13 protein-coding genes are annotated in these 14,681 nt (G+C 56.4%); 4 read left to right on the top strand and 9 right to left on the bottom strand.

Going from position 1 to position 14,681, the window contains the following annotated elements; genetic code table 11:
- Window positions 1-43 precede the first annotated feature (43 nt).
- Window positions 44-469: a BrxA/BrxB family bacilliredoxin gene (locus H7849_RS10650; RefSeq protein ID WP_186746373.1), complete on the bottom strand. Its 426-nt coding sequence runs from the start codon at window positions 467-469 to the stop codon at window positions 44-46.
- Window positions 470-566: 97 nt separating this feature from the next.
- On the opposite strand from H7849_RS10650, the gene H7849_RS10645 reads away from it, so the two are divergent.
- Complete coding sequence (locus H7849_RS10645; protein ID WP_186746371.1) at window positions 567-1,601, top strand: UDP-N-acetylmuramate dehydrogenase; 1,035 nt, start codon at window positions 567-569, stop codon at window positions 1,599-1,601.
- Here H7849_RS10645 and H7849_RS10640 read toward each other — a convergent pair.
- From H7849_RS10640 to H7849_RS10605, 8 genes are all read right to left on the bottom strand, one after another.
- Window positions 1,543-2,316, bottom strand: a complete 774-nt coding sequence (locus tag H7849_RS10640; protein ID WP_186746369.1) for an ATP-binding cassette domain-containing protein — start codon at window positions 2,314-2,316, stop codon at window positions 1,543-1,545. The two genes, H7849_RS10645 and H7849_RS10640, sit on opposite strands and share 59 nt — an antisense overlap.
- A complete protein-coding gene (modB, locus tag H7849_RS10635; protein WP_186746367.1) occupies window positions 2,309-2,971 on the bottom strand; it encodes a molybdate ABC transporter permease subunit in 663 nt (220 codons plus the stop codon). The genes H7849_RS10640 and modB overlap by 8 nt, the downstream gene beginning before the upstream one ends.
- Window positions 2,971-3,720, bottom strand: a complete 750-nt coding sequence (modA, locus tag H7849_RS10630) for a molybdate ABC transporter substrate-binding protein (RefSeq protein WP_251106737.1) — start codon at window positions 3,718-3,720, stop codon at window positions 2,971-2,973. Before modA ends, modB begins: the two co-directional genes overlap by 1 nt.
- 4 nt (window positions 3,721-3,724) lie before the next feature.
- Entirely contained in the window at window positions 3,725-4,126 is a 402-nt protein-coding gene (locus tag H7849_RS10625; protein ID WP_186746365.1) for a helix-turn-helix transcriptional regulator, read from the bottom strand.
- Between the two features lie 30 nt (window positions 4,127-4,156).
- Window positions 4,157-5,206 carry an agmatine deiminase family protein gene (locus H7849_RS10620; protein ID WP_186746363.1) on the bottom strand — a complete coding sequence of 350 codons (1,050 nt, stop codon included), beginning with the start codon at window positions 5,204-5,206 and terminating at the stop codon, window positions 4,157-4,159.
- 167 nt (window positions 5,207-5,373) lie between these two features.
- On the bottom strand, window positions 5,374-6,297 hold the full coding sequence (locus H7849_RS10615; RefSeq protein WP_186746361.1) for a carbon-nitrogen hydrolase: 924 nt from the start codon (window positions 6,295-6,297) through the stop codon (window positions 5,374-5,376).
- A 249-nt stretch (window positions 6,298-6,546) separates the two neighbouring features.
- The gene (locus tag H7849_RS10610; protein ID WP_186746359.1) at window positions 6,547-7,092 is read right to left on the bottom strand and encodes a pyruvoyl-dependent arginine decarboxylase; all 546 of its coding nucleotides are present in this window, start codon (window positions 7,090-7,092) and stop codon (window positions 6,547-6,549) included.
- Window positions 7,093-7,480: 388 nt separating this feature from the next.
- On the bottom strand, window positions 7,481-9,073 hold the full coding sequence (locus tag H7849_RS10605) for a DHA2 family efflux MFS transporter permease subunit (RefSeq protein WP_186746357.1): 1,593 nt from the start codon (window positions 9,071-9,073) through the stop codon (window positions 7,481-7,483).
- 91 nt (window positions 9,074-9,164) lie between these two features.
- Between H7849_RS10605 and H7849_RS10600 the strand changes: the two genes are divergently transcribed.
- The 3 genes from H7849_RS10600 to H7849_RS10590 all read left to right on the top strand — a co-directional run bounded on the left by H7849_RS10600 (window position 9,165) and on the right by H7849_RS10590 (window position 14,654).
- Window positions 9,165-9,452, top strand: coding sequence for a Dabb family protein (locus H7849_RS10600; RefSeq protein WP_186746356.1), 288 nt, complete (start codon window positions 9,165-9,167; stop codon window positions 9,450-9,452).
- 153 nt (window positions 9,453-9,605) lie between these two features.
- The gene (locus tag H7849_RS10595) at window positions 9,606-12,116 is read left to right on the top strand and encodes an ABC transporter permease (RefSeq protein WP_186746354.1); all 2,511 of its coding nucleotides are present in this window, start codon (window positions 9,606-9,608) and stop codon (window positions 12,114-12,116) included.
- A 9-nt stretch (window positions 12,117-12,125) separates the two neighbouring features.
- Window positions 12,126-14,654: an ABC transporter permease gene (locus H7849_RS10590; RefSeq protein WP_186746352.1), complete on the top strand. Its 2,529-nt coding sequence runs from the start codon at window positions 12,126-12,128 to the stop codon at window positions 14,652-14,654.
- Window positions 14,655-14,681: the final 27 nt, after the last annotated feature.

Genomic DNA, 14,681 nt, shown 5'->3' with positions numbered 1-14,681 from the left:
AAGCCCGGTACGAGCCGGGCTTTTGTTTTGCAGATCACAGAGGCTATGCAGTGGCCTTCGCGCAGAGTTCGTTGAACGCGCGGGCGAGTTCCTGAGCTATGCCCTGAGCGGTATTGTTTTCGATAATGAAACGCTGCATCAGATAGACGAGCTTGCCATCGCGCAGAATCGCGATCGCTGGTGATGTGGGTGGATTGCCCTCGAAGTAAGAGCGCGCACGCTCGGTGGCTTCGCGATCCTGTCCTGCAAACACCGTAATCGCCTGATCGGGAACCGTTGTGTTTTGCAGCGCGAGACGTACTCCGGGGCGCATTTTGCCTGCAGCACATCCGCAAATCGAATTGACTACAAGCATAGTGGTTCCAGGCTTTGCCAGCGCAGCATCAACGTCGTCAGCCGTTCGCGCTTCTTTGATTCCGGCGCGAGTCAACTCTTCGCGCATAGGAATGACCATAATCTCTGGGTACATGTTCTTGTTTCCTCCAGCCTGGACGAAGCCCGGCTCCTCTATTGTACGAAGTCAGCATCCACGCGCCAAGCCCTGCCGCTGATATATCTTGAAGCTGATGCAGGTTTTAGAACACGTTCCTCTTGCTTCCTACACAACGTTTGGAATCGGCGGCCCGGCACGTTGGTTTATTGAGGCGTCCTCGGAGAATGAGATCATCGAGGCCGTTAGATTTGTTCGCGAGCAAAATCTCTCTCTCTTTGTTCTTGGCGGCGGAAGCAATCTTCTGGTCAGTGATTCCGGATTTCCTGGCGTGGTTTTGCACGTGGCCCTAAGGGGAATTGAGCAGCAGAGTCTTGGATCTGTGACACGGTTTTCTGTGGCGGCAGGGGAGGATTGGAACACGTTTGTAAGCCAAGCCGTGGACCAGAACTGCGGAGGAATTGAATGTCTCACCGGGATTCCCGGCAGTGTGGGTGGAACGCCAGTACAGAACGTCGGCGCTTACGGGCAGGAAGTGGCGGAGACGATTCGGAGAGTGCGGGTGTTCGATTTACAGACCCAGTCCTTTGTGGATTTGAAGGCGCAGGAGTGTGGGTTTGCATATCGACGCAGTATCTTCAACACCTCGAGTCGAAATCGTTATATTGTTACGCACGTTGAGTATGAACTGAAAAACAATGCATCTCCTGTAGTTTCCTATATAGACTTAAAGCGATACTTTCAGGACCATGATGGTCTTCCTACTCTGACAGAAGCTAGTTCCGCTGTGCGCAAGATCCGCCAGAGCAAGGGAATGCTTATCGTGCCGGGTGACCCGGATTGTCGGAGTGCAGGCAGCTTCTTCAAGAATCCTGTTATTCCTTCGGGGCTTTTCGCGCAGATTGCCGAGAGTGCCGAGTCGGAGGTGCCAAATTATCCCGCGGGGGAGGGACAGGTAAAAGTTCCGGCGGCGTGGCTGCTCGATCAAGCGGGTTTCCACAAGGGGTACACGATGGGGAAAGCAGGAATCTCAAGAAAGCATACATTGGCGTTGATCAACCGCGATGGCGCCTCTGCAAGTGATATTGCCGCCTTGAGAGATGCAATTATCGCTAAGGTCGCGGCAAAGTTTGAGATTCGTCTAGAACCGGAGCCGGTGTGGGTCGGCTGACAACCCCCAGTTGGCGCAGAAGGCGGTCGCGGCGTGGCGCAAGCACCTCTTGTACCGGGCCTTGGATCTCTATTCTGCCTTTGCCCACTACGATAACGTCCGCTGCGGTCTGGTAGGCTTCGCCAAGATCGTGGGAGACGTAGAGAGCAGGTACCTGACGCGCTGCCAGCCATACCGTCAGCTCAGCTAAGATAGATTCCTTTAAATCGGCATCCAGACCGGTGAATGGTTCATCGAGCATAAGCAGTTTCGGTTCAGGCGCCAAGGCACGAGCCAGCGCGACCCGCTGATATTCGCCGCCAGAGAGTTCCTTTGGCATCCGCTCTGAGAGGTCTGCAACGCGGAACAGGCGCAGCATTTCATGGACGCGCTCACCTCTTTGTTTGGCTGGGAGGGTATGTAGTCCAAATGCAACATTACGGTGCACCGTCATATGTGGAAAGAGGGCGGGCCGCTGAGTCACATAGCCGATCTTTCGTTTGCCTGCAGGGATGGATATGCCCTGCTTCACGTCCAAAAGGACATGATTTTGCATCACGATTCTTGCGTCTTGCGGTTGGAGCAGACCGCCAAGAATGCGAAGGATCGTGCTTTTTCCGGCACCGGATTGCCCAAAAAGCACGGTCCACAACGAGTTTAGGCTGAAGTTAATGTGGAGATCGAAGGTCCCGCTGCGGTATTCAATATCGGCTGTTAGAAATGCGGTTTCAGACACGACGCAGCTGCTTTCTCCATCCGTAGACCAGAATGAGTGCTCCGAGAGAGATGGCGAGAAGAAGAAGGGCAGTGTGGTTAGCCTGGCTGTAGCGGAAGTCCTGTACCTGGTCGTACATGGCGATGGAGAGCGTCCGCGTCGCGCCAGGAATGTCTCCCCCAATCATAAGGACAACGCCAAACTCACCAATCGTGTGCGTGAAGCAGAGCACAGCTGCGGTGAAGATTGAGCGTTGCGCCAGCGGCAGCACCAGGCTCGTCAGAATTGTCAGACGATTTGCCCCGAGAAGAATCGCCGCATCGAGGATCTCGGTGGCGATGGTTGAAAAACCGCTGGTAATCGGCTGCACGGCGAACGGCAGGCTGTAGATCATCGATCCGATCACCAGACCGCTGAAGGAAAACGCGATCGGATGGCCGATGAGGTGAATCAGAAATCGGCCCGGTAATGTACGCGGCCCGAGTAAGACGAGCAGGTAAAAGCCAAGAACCGTGGGCGGTAGCAGCAGGGGGAGCGTCGCAACCGCTTCGACAATGCTCTTCCATCGCGTCTTACCGAATACGAGCCAATAAGAAAGCGGAATTGAAGCGCATAACAAGAGGAGGGTCGTAACAGAGGCCAATTTGAGCGTAAGCCAGAGAGCCTGTAGATCCATCAATGTCCGGTCTCAGGGGTATTAGCGGGCTCAAGACCATACACAGCAAGTTCCTTCTGGATAGGAGACGAGAGCAGGAATTCCAAAAGTTGGTGCGCCTGAGTTCGGTTGGAGGAATTCTTTAGCACGACTGCGCCTTGCAGGATCGGCGGATAGGAATCGCGAGGCATTGCAATGTAGTGCCCATTTGCCCGAAGCCGTTCGGTGAGTGCGGATGTGAGAGAAATCAATCCAGCCTGCGCATTGCCCGAGTCGACGTACTGCGCAGTTTGCGCAATATTTTCCGCGATGACGAACTTCGGCTTGAGTTGATCGTAAAGACACAGGCTTTTGAGCGAGGCTTCAGCGGCGCGTCCATATGGCGCGTGTTCGGCATTGGCGATGGCGAGCGTCTTCAGCGCTGGATCGCTCAGCGTATGCACGGAGAGCTGCCTGAATGGAGAGTCGTCACGCACCCAGAGAACGAGAGTTCCTCGCGCATATGGGACGGCCTTGTCTGCATCCGCGAGCCCTTCAGAAATTATCCGCTGCGGAAAAGACATATCGGCTGCCATAAAGAGATCAAAAGGAGCACCGTTCTGAATCTGGGTCGCCAAGGTTGCAGAAGACTGGTAGGAAGCGTCAACGTGAATGTGTGTCTGGCGTTCAAGTTGAGCAAGGATAGGCGGGAGTACGGATTGCAGATCGGCGGCTGCTGCCAGCCGCAGGCTCTGCGCCATGGCTAAAGGTGCGAACAGGAGCAAGGCCACGAGCCTATACACGAAGCACCATGACCTCAGTGGATTTGATCAATGCGGCAACAGTTTCACCTGTCTGTAGCTGCATTTCGCGTACAGCCTCCGCAGTAATGATGGAGTTGATAATCTGTCCGCCAATCGAGAGCTTTACCTGAGCGAGGAGGCCATCGATTTTGATTTCTACGATGCGCCCTACGAGCTGATTGCGACCACTCAAGGTGCGCATCATCTGTCGTTTCGGAGTGTCCGGCTGCTTCGCTTTGTGGAGCAGACCGTCCAACTCGGCTTCGGGAATGCGATAGTGGCCGCCGGGTGTTTTCACCGCCTTGATCTTTCCGTGATATAGCCATTGCTTGATAGTCGGATACGAAATCCCGAGACGCAACGCGGCTTCACGCGGGGTGAGGAGAGATACCATGCGACGATTTTATACGATATTTAGCGAATTTTACGCTGGTTGCTGCTGGGTCATGCAATGTAGCGCCCCCAATCCCCAGATGAGGTCGCCGCAGTGAATACCGATGACATCGCGCGTGGTGAACAGGTCTGCGAAGATGCCGAGCGCCTTCCGGTCGTTGACATCGTTGAACGTTGGCACGAGGACGAGGTTGTTGGCAATGTAGAAATTCCCATAGCTGGCGGGCAGGCGCTGGCCTTCGAAAACGACAGGCGATGGCATGGGCAACTCGACGATGTTGAATGGCTCGCCCTTCAGGTTTCGGGCTGACTTGAGGCGGTCGAGATTTTCGGCGAGCGGCAGGTGGTTGTCATCTTCGCGGTTAGGCTCGACTACGGTGACGATGGTGTTCTCGTTAACGAAGCGGGTAATGTCGTCGATGTGGCCGTGGGTGTCGTCGCCGGCGATGCCGCCGTTCATCCAGAGAACCTGGTCGATGCCGAGATAGTCGGAAAATGCCTTTTCAAGCTGCTCACGGCTGATGCCGGGGTTGCGCTGCTGGACTGTGCTCAGAAGGCATTCTTCGGTGGTAATGAGGGTGCCTGCCCCATTTACGTCGATGGAGCCTCCCTCGAGGACAACGCGGTGGTCTACTATCATCGGTTGCCATTGCTGCAGGCGGAGTTCCTTGGCGACGTGGTCAGGGACTTCGTTGTCGAGCTGCCAGTTGTCGTACTTTGCCCAGGCGTTGAATTTCCAGTTGGTGATGGCGGTGAAGTTTTCGTTCCTGACGAAGATGGGGCCGGAGTCGCGGGTCCAGACGCGGTCGGTGGGCCACTGATGGAAGTACACGTGAGAGATTCTTGCGCCTGCGCGCTTCAGGATTCCGTCGGCGCGTTTGGCGGCGGCAGCATCGTTGACGAGGATGTGGACGTCCTCGACGCGGGAGAGGTGGCGGACGATGTCGGCGTAGACCCAGGGGATGGCAGCGAATTTTCCCGGCCAGTCGGTGGCGTTGTGGGGCCAGGCGATCCAGGTGGCGCTGTGCGGGTGCCACTCGGCGGGCATGCGGTAGTTGTGGTCTCTCGGGGTGTCTTGCATTTCGGTTCCTTCTGCTTACTGTCCGGCCAGTCCGCTGATTTGCTTTCCCACACTTGCGCAAACTACGCGAAAGGATGGGGCACCCGTTTTCGTGCTGATCGACGCTTAAAAGCAGATCCTTCCACTTCCCCTTCGCTTTGCTCAGGGTCAGTGTCAGGATGGCAGCATTATTTTTCCAGCGTTGTTGCGTCGAGGAAGCGGTTCACGATCGGGGCATAGGCGTCGATGCGGCGATCGCGCAGGAACGGCCAGTTGCGGCGCACGTCTTCCATCGAACGGATGTCTATTTCGCCGATCAAGATTTCTTCCTTATCGTGCGATGCTTTCGCGATAACGCGGCCGAAGGGGTCAGCAATAAAGGAGCCGCCCCAGAAGTCGAGGCCCGGGCCTTCGACGCGGTTGCCGCGGATGTCGCCCTGTTCGTGGCCGACGCGATTGACGGCTCCGACGTAAACGCCATTCGCGATGGCATGAGCACGCTGGATGGTTTGCCATGCTTCATACTGCGCGGTGCCGAACTCTTCTTTCTCTGCCGGGTGCCAGCCGATGGCTGTGGGATAGAAGAGGACGTTCGCGCCCTGCAATGCGGTGATGCGCGCGCCCTCGGGATACCACTGGTCCCAGCAGACGAGCGTGCCTACTTTTCCGAAGGCAGTATCGAAGGCCTTGAAGCCGAGATCGCCGGGGGTGAAGTAGAACTTCTCGTAGTAGAGCGGGTCATCGGGGATGTGCATCTTGCGGTAGAGGCCGGCGAGGCTGCCGTCCTGCTGAAGGATGGCGGCGGTGTTGTGGTAGAGACCGGCGGCGCGCCGCTCGAAGAGGGAAGCGACGACAACGACTTTCTCCTCGCGTGCGATCGCGCTGAGGCGTTCCGTACTGGGGCCCGGGATAGGCTCGGCGAGGTCGAAGAGGGCGATATCTTCTCGCTGGCAGAAGTACTGGGCGCGAAAAAGCTCGGGCAGGCAGACGACGTTTGCGCCTTCGCGGGCGGCTTCGCGGACGCGGTCTGCGGCCTTGTCGAGGTTGGCGTCGGGGTCGGGGCTGCAGGACATCTGCACGAGACCGATTCGATAATTAGGATTGGACGGCATGACTATTCTTCCTTTGCTGCTTCGCACAAACAAAACTGTTCAGGCAAATTTACAAACAGAATGTAAACGCCATGTAACTCCGGTCTCGGCGACACGCTCATCGCTGAGATTCTTCCTCCCGCTGGTCGTCAGAATGACGGCCAGTGGAAGAGAGAAAATTCGATCAAAAGACAGAGAAAAGGCGCAGGCACCTTCGGCCCCGCGCCTCGATTTCCTCTACAACAGGTTAGATACGCCTCACCGTCAATTTTATTCAAAAATCAGGATGGCTGCTGCGATCACCGTGGTCCAGAGTCCGCGCTTGTCGCCTATAGCAGACTGGGTGACGTTCGCCGTGCGGACGATCTTGTTTGAGATGCGGTAGATTTCCTTCTTTTCGTCCCAGCTCTTGTCAGGGTCGAAGTCAACGTCGAGCGTTGTGGCGAGCATTTCAGCGGCAAGTTCTTCGGCGTACTCGCCGGCCTGCTCTTCGGTTTCTCCGAAGCTATGGTGCTCGCTCAGGTAGCCGTACATGTTGCGGTCGGTAGGGATGGCTACGCCAATGCTCGAAGCGACGAGGCGGTGCGGTTCACGGGTTGAGTTTTCGGCGACTACGGCGAAGACGACTTCTCCGGGAGAGAGATACGTCAAGCCCTCTTTGCGTGGGATCAGTTTGGCCTGGGGAGGAAAGATGGACGACACGCGAACAAGATTCTGCGCGGCTATTCCGGCATCGCGGAGCGCCAATTCAAAAGAGGTGAGCCGTTCTTTGTGCTTGCCTACGCCTTTGGTAAAAAACAGCCGCTTTGGGACCATGCTTTTTCCCAATTCCTGTTCCTTTCGCAGAAGAGCGTTGTGCCTTAAGTTTCGATGCAGAAAAGATCATACGGCACGTACCGAGAATTGCGTACTGGCTGGGTGAATTTCGAAGAACAAATTTCGCCGGGGTAGGAGACTTGGAGCGGCGAGAGTCATCCACAGAGTAAATACCCGAAGCAAAAAATAGAGCAAGATCTGCTGACTTTGGAGCCAAATTAATGACTGAGGTTGAAAATGATCGATTCCCCGCGTATCCCCTACGTACTCTGGCCGCTGGCAATTGTCCTCGCCTTCGTTCTCGCCCACGTCGTCAATGTGATCGAGAGAAACTGGCATCGGCCGGAACGAAGACGGTCGGCGGATTGGCGCACGAAGTCATCCGACCCTAGTGGCCCATGGCCTCCTGCGGTTTCTTCATAGCCGGGGGCTTGCGCATGATGAACGGCAGGGGAATCAGGCAGGCGATGATGACGCTCAACACCCAGAAGGCATTCATATAGCTCAACATTGAGGACTGCTGCAACAGCATCTGGTAAGCATGCCCCATGGCTGTCGCTGATGCTTGATCAGACCCCTGGCCGAGGCGCATAAGCGATTGCTTGGTTGTGTCCATAAACTGCGAGTAGCGCTCGCTTCCCGCGACAACATTAGCTCCAAGCGTGGACTGGTGAACTTGCTGCGTCCGTTGCAGAAAGGTTGTCAGCATCGCCGTGCCAACGCTGCCGCCAAGATTGCGGGCGAAGTTGGAGAAGCTGGAGATCTGGTTGTTCTTGTTGAATGGGACACCCACGTAGTTCAGTGTGCTGATGGGGATGAAGATGAACGCAAGTCCGCTGACCTGTAACATACGCCAGAGCACGATGGTGCTGAAGTTGGTTTCGAGGTCGAGGTGGGTGAGGTTGTAGAGGCCGATCGCGGTGATGGCGTACCCGATGGAGACGAGCAGGCGTGCGTCCATTTTGCCTTTGCTGACTATGCGGCCGGCGATGGGCATCATGAGCATCATGAGGAAGCCTGCGGGTGACAGCGCCATGCCTGCGCGTTCGGCGGTGTAGCCCATGAGCACTTGCAGGAATTGCGGAATCAGCACGGTTGAGCCGAAGAGGACCATTCCAAGAATGAACTGCAGGAAGATGGCGGTCCCGAAGTTGCGATTCCTGAGCAGCCTGAGGTCAACGATGGGATCTGGATGGTTCCACTCCCAAATGACGAAGGCAACCAGCGTGCACATGGCCAAGATAAAAAAGGTGGTGATCTTCGTATCGCCGAACCAATCCTTTTCCTGGCCCTTGTCGAGCACGAATTCAAGGAAGCCCACGCCAACAGTGATGAGGCCTAGGCCCATGGTGTCGACTTTGCCGACTTTCTTGCGCTGCTCCTGCAAGTAGGGTGGGTCTTCGACCATGCGCTGGCTGAGGAAGAAAGACAGAATCCCGATGGGGATGTTGATGAAGAAAATCCAGTGCCAGTTGAAATTGTCGGTGATCCAACCGCCGAGCGTGGGACCGATGGCGGGCGCGACGACAACAGCCATTCCGTAGACGGCGAAAGCCTGCCCTCGTTTGCTGACTGGAAATGTATCGGCGAGGATGGCCTGCTCGCTGGGGGCGAGGCCGCCCCCGCCTGCGCCTTGCAGGATGCGGGCAAGGATGAGCATAGGGAGCGACTGTGCAATTCCGCAAAGGAAGGAGCAGACGGTAAACATGACGACGCAGGTCATGTAGAAGCGCTTGCGTCCGTAGCGCGTGGCAAGCCAACCCGAGATGGGGAGCACGATGGCGCTCGAAACGAGATAGCTGGTGAGGACCCATGTGGCTTCTTCCTGACTGGCGCCGAGCGACCCGGCCATATGCGGCAGGGCTACGTTGGCGATGGAGGTGTCAAGCACCTCCATGAATGTGGCCAGAGTGACTGTGAGCGCAACTAGCCAAGGGTTATGTCTTGGCTTCCAATTGTGATAGTCGATGTGGTCTGGCACGCCTTTACCGTGTCGTCATTTGGGGCAAATGAACTTGTTCTTTGAGTTCTCTCCAGAGTAACAGTTGTGAGGGTGTTTTAAGATGACGCTTATGTACATTCATTGCTTCGCTTTTCGTTGGAAACCGGGCGTGACGGATGAGCAGATCGAGCGCGCTGCAGTTGAGATTCGCGCATTCCAGGGGCATATTCCTGGACTGTTGGAAACGTACGTCGGGCGAAATGAGTCGCCGCGCGGGCAGGGATATGCGTTTGGCGGTGTGATGAAGTTTTCCGATAAGTCCAGTTTTGAGGCCTATGGTCAGAATCCGGTACATCAAAAATTGTTGAGCTGGTTGATGCCCTTGATTGAGCCGGTGGAACTGGATTTCGAAGCTTAAGTGTCCGTTTCCGAACGATTGTGAGCGATTCCGGACATCATCACGTCCTGCGGTACATGGCTACAGCAATGGAAAGCCGCGTGTATTGAGCAGGTTGGCTTACCCTACCAGTTGGCAGAAAGTTTGCTCATGGGAGAGCGGGGGTGGTGTGCCATGTCATCTTTGCTGAGCAATGTGCGTTACGCTCTGCGACAGTTGAGAAAGTCTCCGGGCTTCACGGTCACGGCGGTGCTGACCCTGGCACTCGGAATTGGGGCGAGCACGGCGATTTTTACGCTCTTTGATCAGGCTCTGTTGCGTAGTTTGCCAGTGAAAGATCCGCAGAAGCTGGCGTTACTGCGGTTTTCCGGAGACAACGTTGGGCATGTAAATGAGCAGGGCGGCGATCATGAGGGTGCACACCCATATTTTTCCTATCCCATGTATCGCGACTTACGGGATAAGAGTTCCGTTTTCAATGGACTGATTGCTACCGCCGTCGGCAGCGCTGGTGTGAGCTGGCATAACAGCGCGGAGGCGGTTCCGGCGGAGATTGTGAGCGGGAACTATTTCGAAGTGCTTGGAGTGGGCCCTGCAGTCGGAAGGCTGTTTGCGGGTAGCGATGAGACGGCTCCGGGCGCGAATCCAGTGGCGGTGCTGAGCTTCGACTACTGGAAGAGGCGCTTCAACGAGGACCCCACCATCGTTGGGCAATCTATCACTTTGAACGGCACGGCGTTTACGGTCGTCGGTGTTGTTGCGCCTGGATTTCAGAGCGTGGTGTGGGGAGACCGGCCACGCCTTTTCATTCCGATGACAATGCAGAAGGCGATCGCTCCAGACAACGATATGGCAGATCGCCGTTCGATCTGGCTCAAGATTATTGGGCGTTTGCCAGAGGGAAGAACGACGAAGCAGGCGGAAGCGGGGTTGAATCCACTGTGGACCTCGCTGCGCGAGATGGAGTTCAAGGGCTTTCATGACCAGTCGGCGCGTGCGCGGGAGAAATTTGTAACGACATCGCATCTGAGTGTTACGGACGCAGCGAAGGGCTTCTCGCCCATGCGCGAAAGCGTGGAGACGCCATTGAAAATCCTGATGGGCATGGTGCTGCTCGTGGTTGCGATGGCGGCGGTAAACATGGCCAGCCTTTTGTTAGTGCGCGCAGCGGGAAGAGTGCGCGAATTTTCCATGCGCTATGCGCTGGGGGCGAGCACGCGTGACGTTGTTCTGCAACTGCTGACCGAAGGGGTGCTGCTGGGGGTCTGCGGAGCGATCTTAGGGATTATCATGGCGCCGCAGATGGTGCGGTTGTTGATTGCCTGGCTGAGTTCGTCGATGCCTGATACGCCGTTCTCAGCAGAGCTCAATCCGGACATTCTGGCGTTTGCGTTGATTACGACCTTGCTGGTGAGCGTGCTCTTCAGCCTTGCGCCGGCGCTGCAATTTATGAAGCCGAATCTTGTTGATTCACTCAAGCAGCAGAGCGGCACGGGTACGGCAGCATCGCTGAAGTTTCGCAGAAGCTGCGTGGCCCTGCAGATTGGCTTCAGTCTTCTGCTACTTGTGGGTGCGGGACTTTTCATGCGTACGATCCAGAATCTGCATGCAGTGAATGTTGGGTTTGCTACGGATCATCTGCTGACGTTCGGTCTCTCGCCGGAGATGGCGGGATACCAAGGCGATTCTGTTGCAGCCGTTGAGGTGAGAGTGCTGGATGCGATCTCGGGGCTGCCGGGAGTGCGCGGCGTGGCGGCGACCAATGATCCTGAATTGGCAGACGACGATATTAACGGCAGCATGGATATCGCCGGATACACACCGAAGCCTGATGAGGAGGTGGAGGCTGAAGTGCCATGGGTAAGTCAGGATTATTTTTCGACCATAGGTATTCCGCTCGTGGCGGGACGTGGCTTTACGAAGGCTGATGTGGCCGGAGCGCAAAAAATAGCAGTGGTGAACGAGATGTTCGCCCGCAAGTACTTTGGCTCGCCTGCCAATGCACTGGGGCATCATGTGAGTCGTAGCCGTCGTCCTGTGACAGATACGGCGATTGTCGGCGTAGTGCGAGATGCGAAGCATACGACGGTGCGCGATGAGATTCGTCCGACGGTCTACAGACCCTTTGTGCAAGGCGAGAAACCAACATATCTCAGCTTTTATGTGCGGACATGGCAGACGCCGGAAGCCGCGTCGAACGAGATTCGCGCTGCGGTGCAGCGCATCGATGGAAAGCTGATCGTGGATGATTTGCGGACGCTGCAAAACCAGATTGATGACACGATCAGCACGGAACGGATGATTGCCATGCTGGCTTCCGTATTTGGCGCGCTTGCGGCACTCCTGGCTGGCATTGGGCTGTATGGTGTGCTGGCTTACTCGACTGCACAACGCACGCGGGAAATTGGCATTCGCATGGCGCTTGGCGCGCAGCGGTTCACAGTGGCGAAGTTGATTCTGCGGGAGGTTCTGGTGCTTGCTGCGGGGACCATTCTGGTGACGCTGCCGATTGCGTTTGTGTTAACGCACAAGCTGCGTGAACAGCTCTTCGGCGTTTCGCCCGCTGATCCACTGGTATATTTGAGCGGGATTGTGATGATTGGTATTGTTGCTTCGCTGGCAGCACTGCTGCCTGCGCGACGGGCAGCGTCGATCGAACCGATGCAGGCATTACGCACTGAATAGGAGAGCTTCGTGACGACAATCTGGGGCGATTTTCGTTACGCATTTCGGCAGCTGAGGAAATCTCCCGACTTTGCGCTAACCGCCGTGCTTACGCTGGCGCTTGGGATTGGCGTGAATGCTGCTGTTTTCACGGTCTTCAATCAGGTTCTGTTGCGAACCATGCCAGTGCAGAAGCCGGGCGAACTGGTGATGCTGGAAGAGCAATCCAAGTATGAAACCGGCGGGTTGAACAGTTACGGTGGCGACAACCCGCTCTACTTTGCGTACCCGGCATATCAGACACTCCGCGACGGCGACCGTACGCTGCGGGGGCTTGCTGCCGCTGCAGTACAGCCCGCAAGCATTGTGACGGCGAAAGACGCCGACCAGAACATGATGCAGCTGGTGAGTGGCAACTACTTCTCGGTGATGGGGCTCTCACCCGTCCTGGGCAGGTTGTTGATACCCGCTGATGACGTTTATCACGCGGCGAATCCTGTTGCCGTGTTGAGTGCGGACTACTGGCGCAGCCGTTTCGGCGGCGACCCTTCGATTTTGAATCAGGCCATTCGGGTAAACGGTGTTGCGACGACTGTAGTAGGCGTTGTGCCCCACACAGGTCTGATGGATGACAACCGTGCCGCAATCTTCCTTCCGATTACGATGCAGCCTCAACTCGATATCGGGCACGGAGACCAGTTGGGAAATGCTCTGGACCGCTGGCTCAATATCATTGGCCGCCTGTCTCCTGGCGTGGCGCGCGCGCAGGCTGAAGAGGAACTGAACACTCTGTGGTGGAACTGGCGGCGCGACACGCTGAATTTGCAGAGCCACCATATCGGGGACAAAACAGATTGGCTCAAGACCCATCTCTTTCTAACAAACGGGTCGCGCGGCATTTCTCTTTATTCAAAACATCTCGGCAGTCCCATACGAGCGCTGCAGGCAATGGCGCTGGTTGTGCTTTTGATTGCCTGCGCGAATGTGGCGAACCTGTTGCTGGTGAAAGCGGCCGGAAAGCACGCAGACCTTGCATTGCGCGCAGCGCTTGGGGCTAATCGCAGGCGAATCTTTCAACAAGTTCTTGCTGAAGGGACTCTACTGGGAGCGGCAGGAGCCGTCGCTGGACTGGGTATCGGATGGCTTAGCCTGAAGCTGTTGCTGAAATTTGTCCCAGATGTGAGTTCGCTGCATGATCTGCTCTCATCCTCGATGGATTGGCACGCGATTACATTCTGTGCATTGGCGGGTATCGTCACGAGCGTACTGTTCAGCCTGGCGCCGGCGCTCGTAAGCATGCGCGTCGAACTGCTGCGCGCTCTGCATGGTCAGACAGGCGCTGTTTCAGCAAAGGGCAGCTGGCTGCGGAATCTTTTTGTGACCGGCGAGATCGCTCTCAGCCTTGCTTTGCTGGTTGCGGCAACGGTCTTTAGCTGGACGCTGTATCAGCTGCGAAACGTCGATCCCGGATTCGGCGCCGATCACGTTCTTACGTTTCAAGTGGATTCCTCAGCGCTTGGCAAGTCCGGTCCACAAGTTGAGAACGATTACGAAAGCATACGCAACGCCGCTTTGCGTCAGCCGGGCGCGCGTAGCGTGGTCTATGCCAGAGGGGGCTTGATTACCGGTGACGAGAGCGGACGCAACATTACGGTCGCCGGGTATGAAACAAGGGACAACGACCCGAGCCCGGATTTCAATTGGGTCAGTTCCGGATTTTTCTCCACGATGCAGATTCCGCTTCTGGCTGGACGCGAATTTTCTGGTCAAGATACGGCTGCTTTGCAGAAAGTCGCCATTGTCGATGAAGCCTTTGTGAAGCACTATTTTGACGGGGATGTAAGGAAGGCGTTGCGCGGGCAATTCGCGTTTGGGGCAGGCAACGATGTCAGGCCCGACATTCAGATCGTCGGCGTCATCCCGACGATTCGAGCGATCAGTCTCGAAGAGCCGCCGCCGGTTCCATTCATTTACTTGCCCTATGCACAGGTATTTGCCGCAGGCGGACATTACAGCCGCAGCCGCCCGGCAACGTTTTTTATCCGGACCAGCGGTGATCCGGGGCAGTTCGCCAGTATGATGCGGACCATTGTGCACGACGTTGATCGAAATCTTCCGGTCACTGGTGTTGAAACCATGCGAGAGCATCTCGACAACGCGATTTCGCAGACGCGGCTGATGAGCATGCTCACCCTGAGTATGGGTGGGCTGGCGCTGACTCTCGCCGCCGTCGGGCTCTATGGAGTTCTGTCCTTTGCAGTGGCGCAACGCACGCGGGAGATTGGCATCCGCATCGCCATGGGGGCAGATAAGGGCAACATTTCAGGACTGGTGCTGCGCCACGTTGGAGGATTAGCGGCTGTCGGTCTGGCTATGGGCTCTGCCCTGGCTTGGGTGGCAGTACGACTGCTTCGGCAAAATGGCGGATTGCAACCGGCGCCAGTCGGGCTGCAATTGCTCGCTGGCCTCGTGCTTGTTGTGGTGATTCTGGCGGCTGGTTATCTGCCGGCCCGACGCGCGACATCTGTAGATCCAATGGAAGCACTCCGAGCAGAGTGAGTCTTCTGCGGCGCCGGTGCCATCTAC

Source organism: Alloacidobacterium dinghuense (assembly GCF_014274465.1).
GTDB classification, from domain to species: Bacteria; Acidobacteriota; Terriglobia; order Terriglobales; family Acidobacteriaceae; genus Alloacidobacterium; species Alloacidobacterium dinghuense.
The sequence above is the reverse complement of the archived record's forward strand: the minus strand, read 5'-3'. Positions and strand labels throughout refer to the sequence as shown.

Bases quoted from the DNA above. Each gene is read 5' to 3' on its own strand.
- H7849_RS10650 (WP_186746373.1), bottom strand. From the start codon at position 469: ATGTACCCAGAGATTATGGTCATTCCTATGCGCGAAGAGTTGACTCGC.
- H7849_RS10595 (WP_186746354.1), top strand. From the start codon at position 9,606: ATGTCATCTTTGCTGAGCAATGTGCGTTACGCTCTGCGACAGTTGAGA.
- H7849_RS10620 (WP_186746363.1), bottom strand. From the start codon at position 5,206: ATGCAAGACACCCCGAGAGACCACAACTACCGCATGCCCGCCGAGTGG.
- H7849_RS10615 (WP_186746361.1), bottom strand. From the start codon at position 6,297: ATGCCGTCCAATCCTAATTATCGAATCGGTCTCGTGCAGATGTCCTGC.
- modB (WP_186746367.1), bottom strand. From the start codon at position 2,971: ATGGATCTACAGGCTCTCTGGCTTACGCTCAAATTGGCCTCTGTTACG.
- H7849_RS10625 (WP_186746365.1), bottom strand. From the start codon at position 4,126: ATGGTATCTCTCCTCACCCCGCGTGAAGCCGCGTTGCGTCTCGGGATT.
- H7849_RS10610 (WP_186746359.1), bottom strand. From the start codon at position 7,092: ATGGTCCCAAAGCGGCTGTTTTTTACCAAAGGCGTAGGCAAGCACAAA.
- H7849_RS10645 (WP_186746371.1), top strand. From the start codon at position 567: ATGCAGGTTTTAGAACACGTTCCTCTTGCTTCCTACACAACGTTTGGA.
- H7849_RS10600 (WP_186746356.1), top strand. From the start codon at position 9,165: ATGTACATTCATTGCTTCGCTTTTCGTTGGAAACCGGGCGTGACGGAT.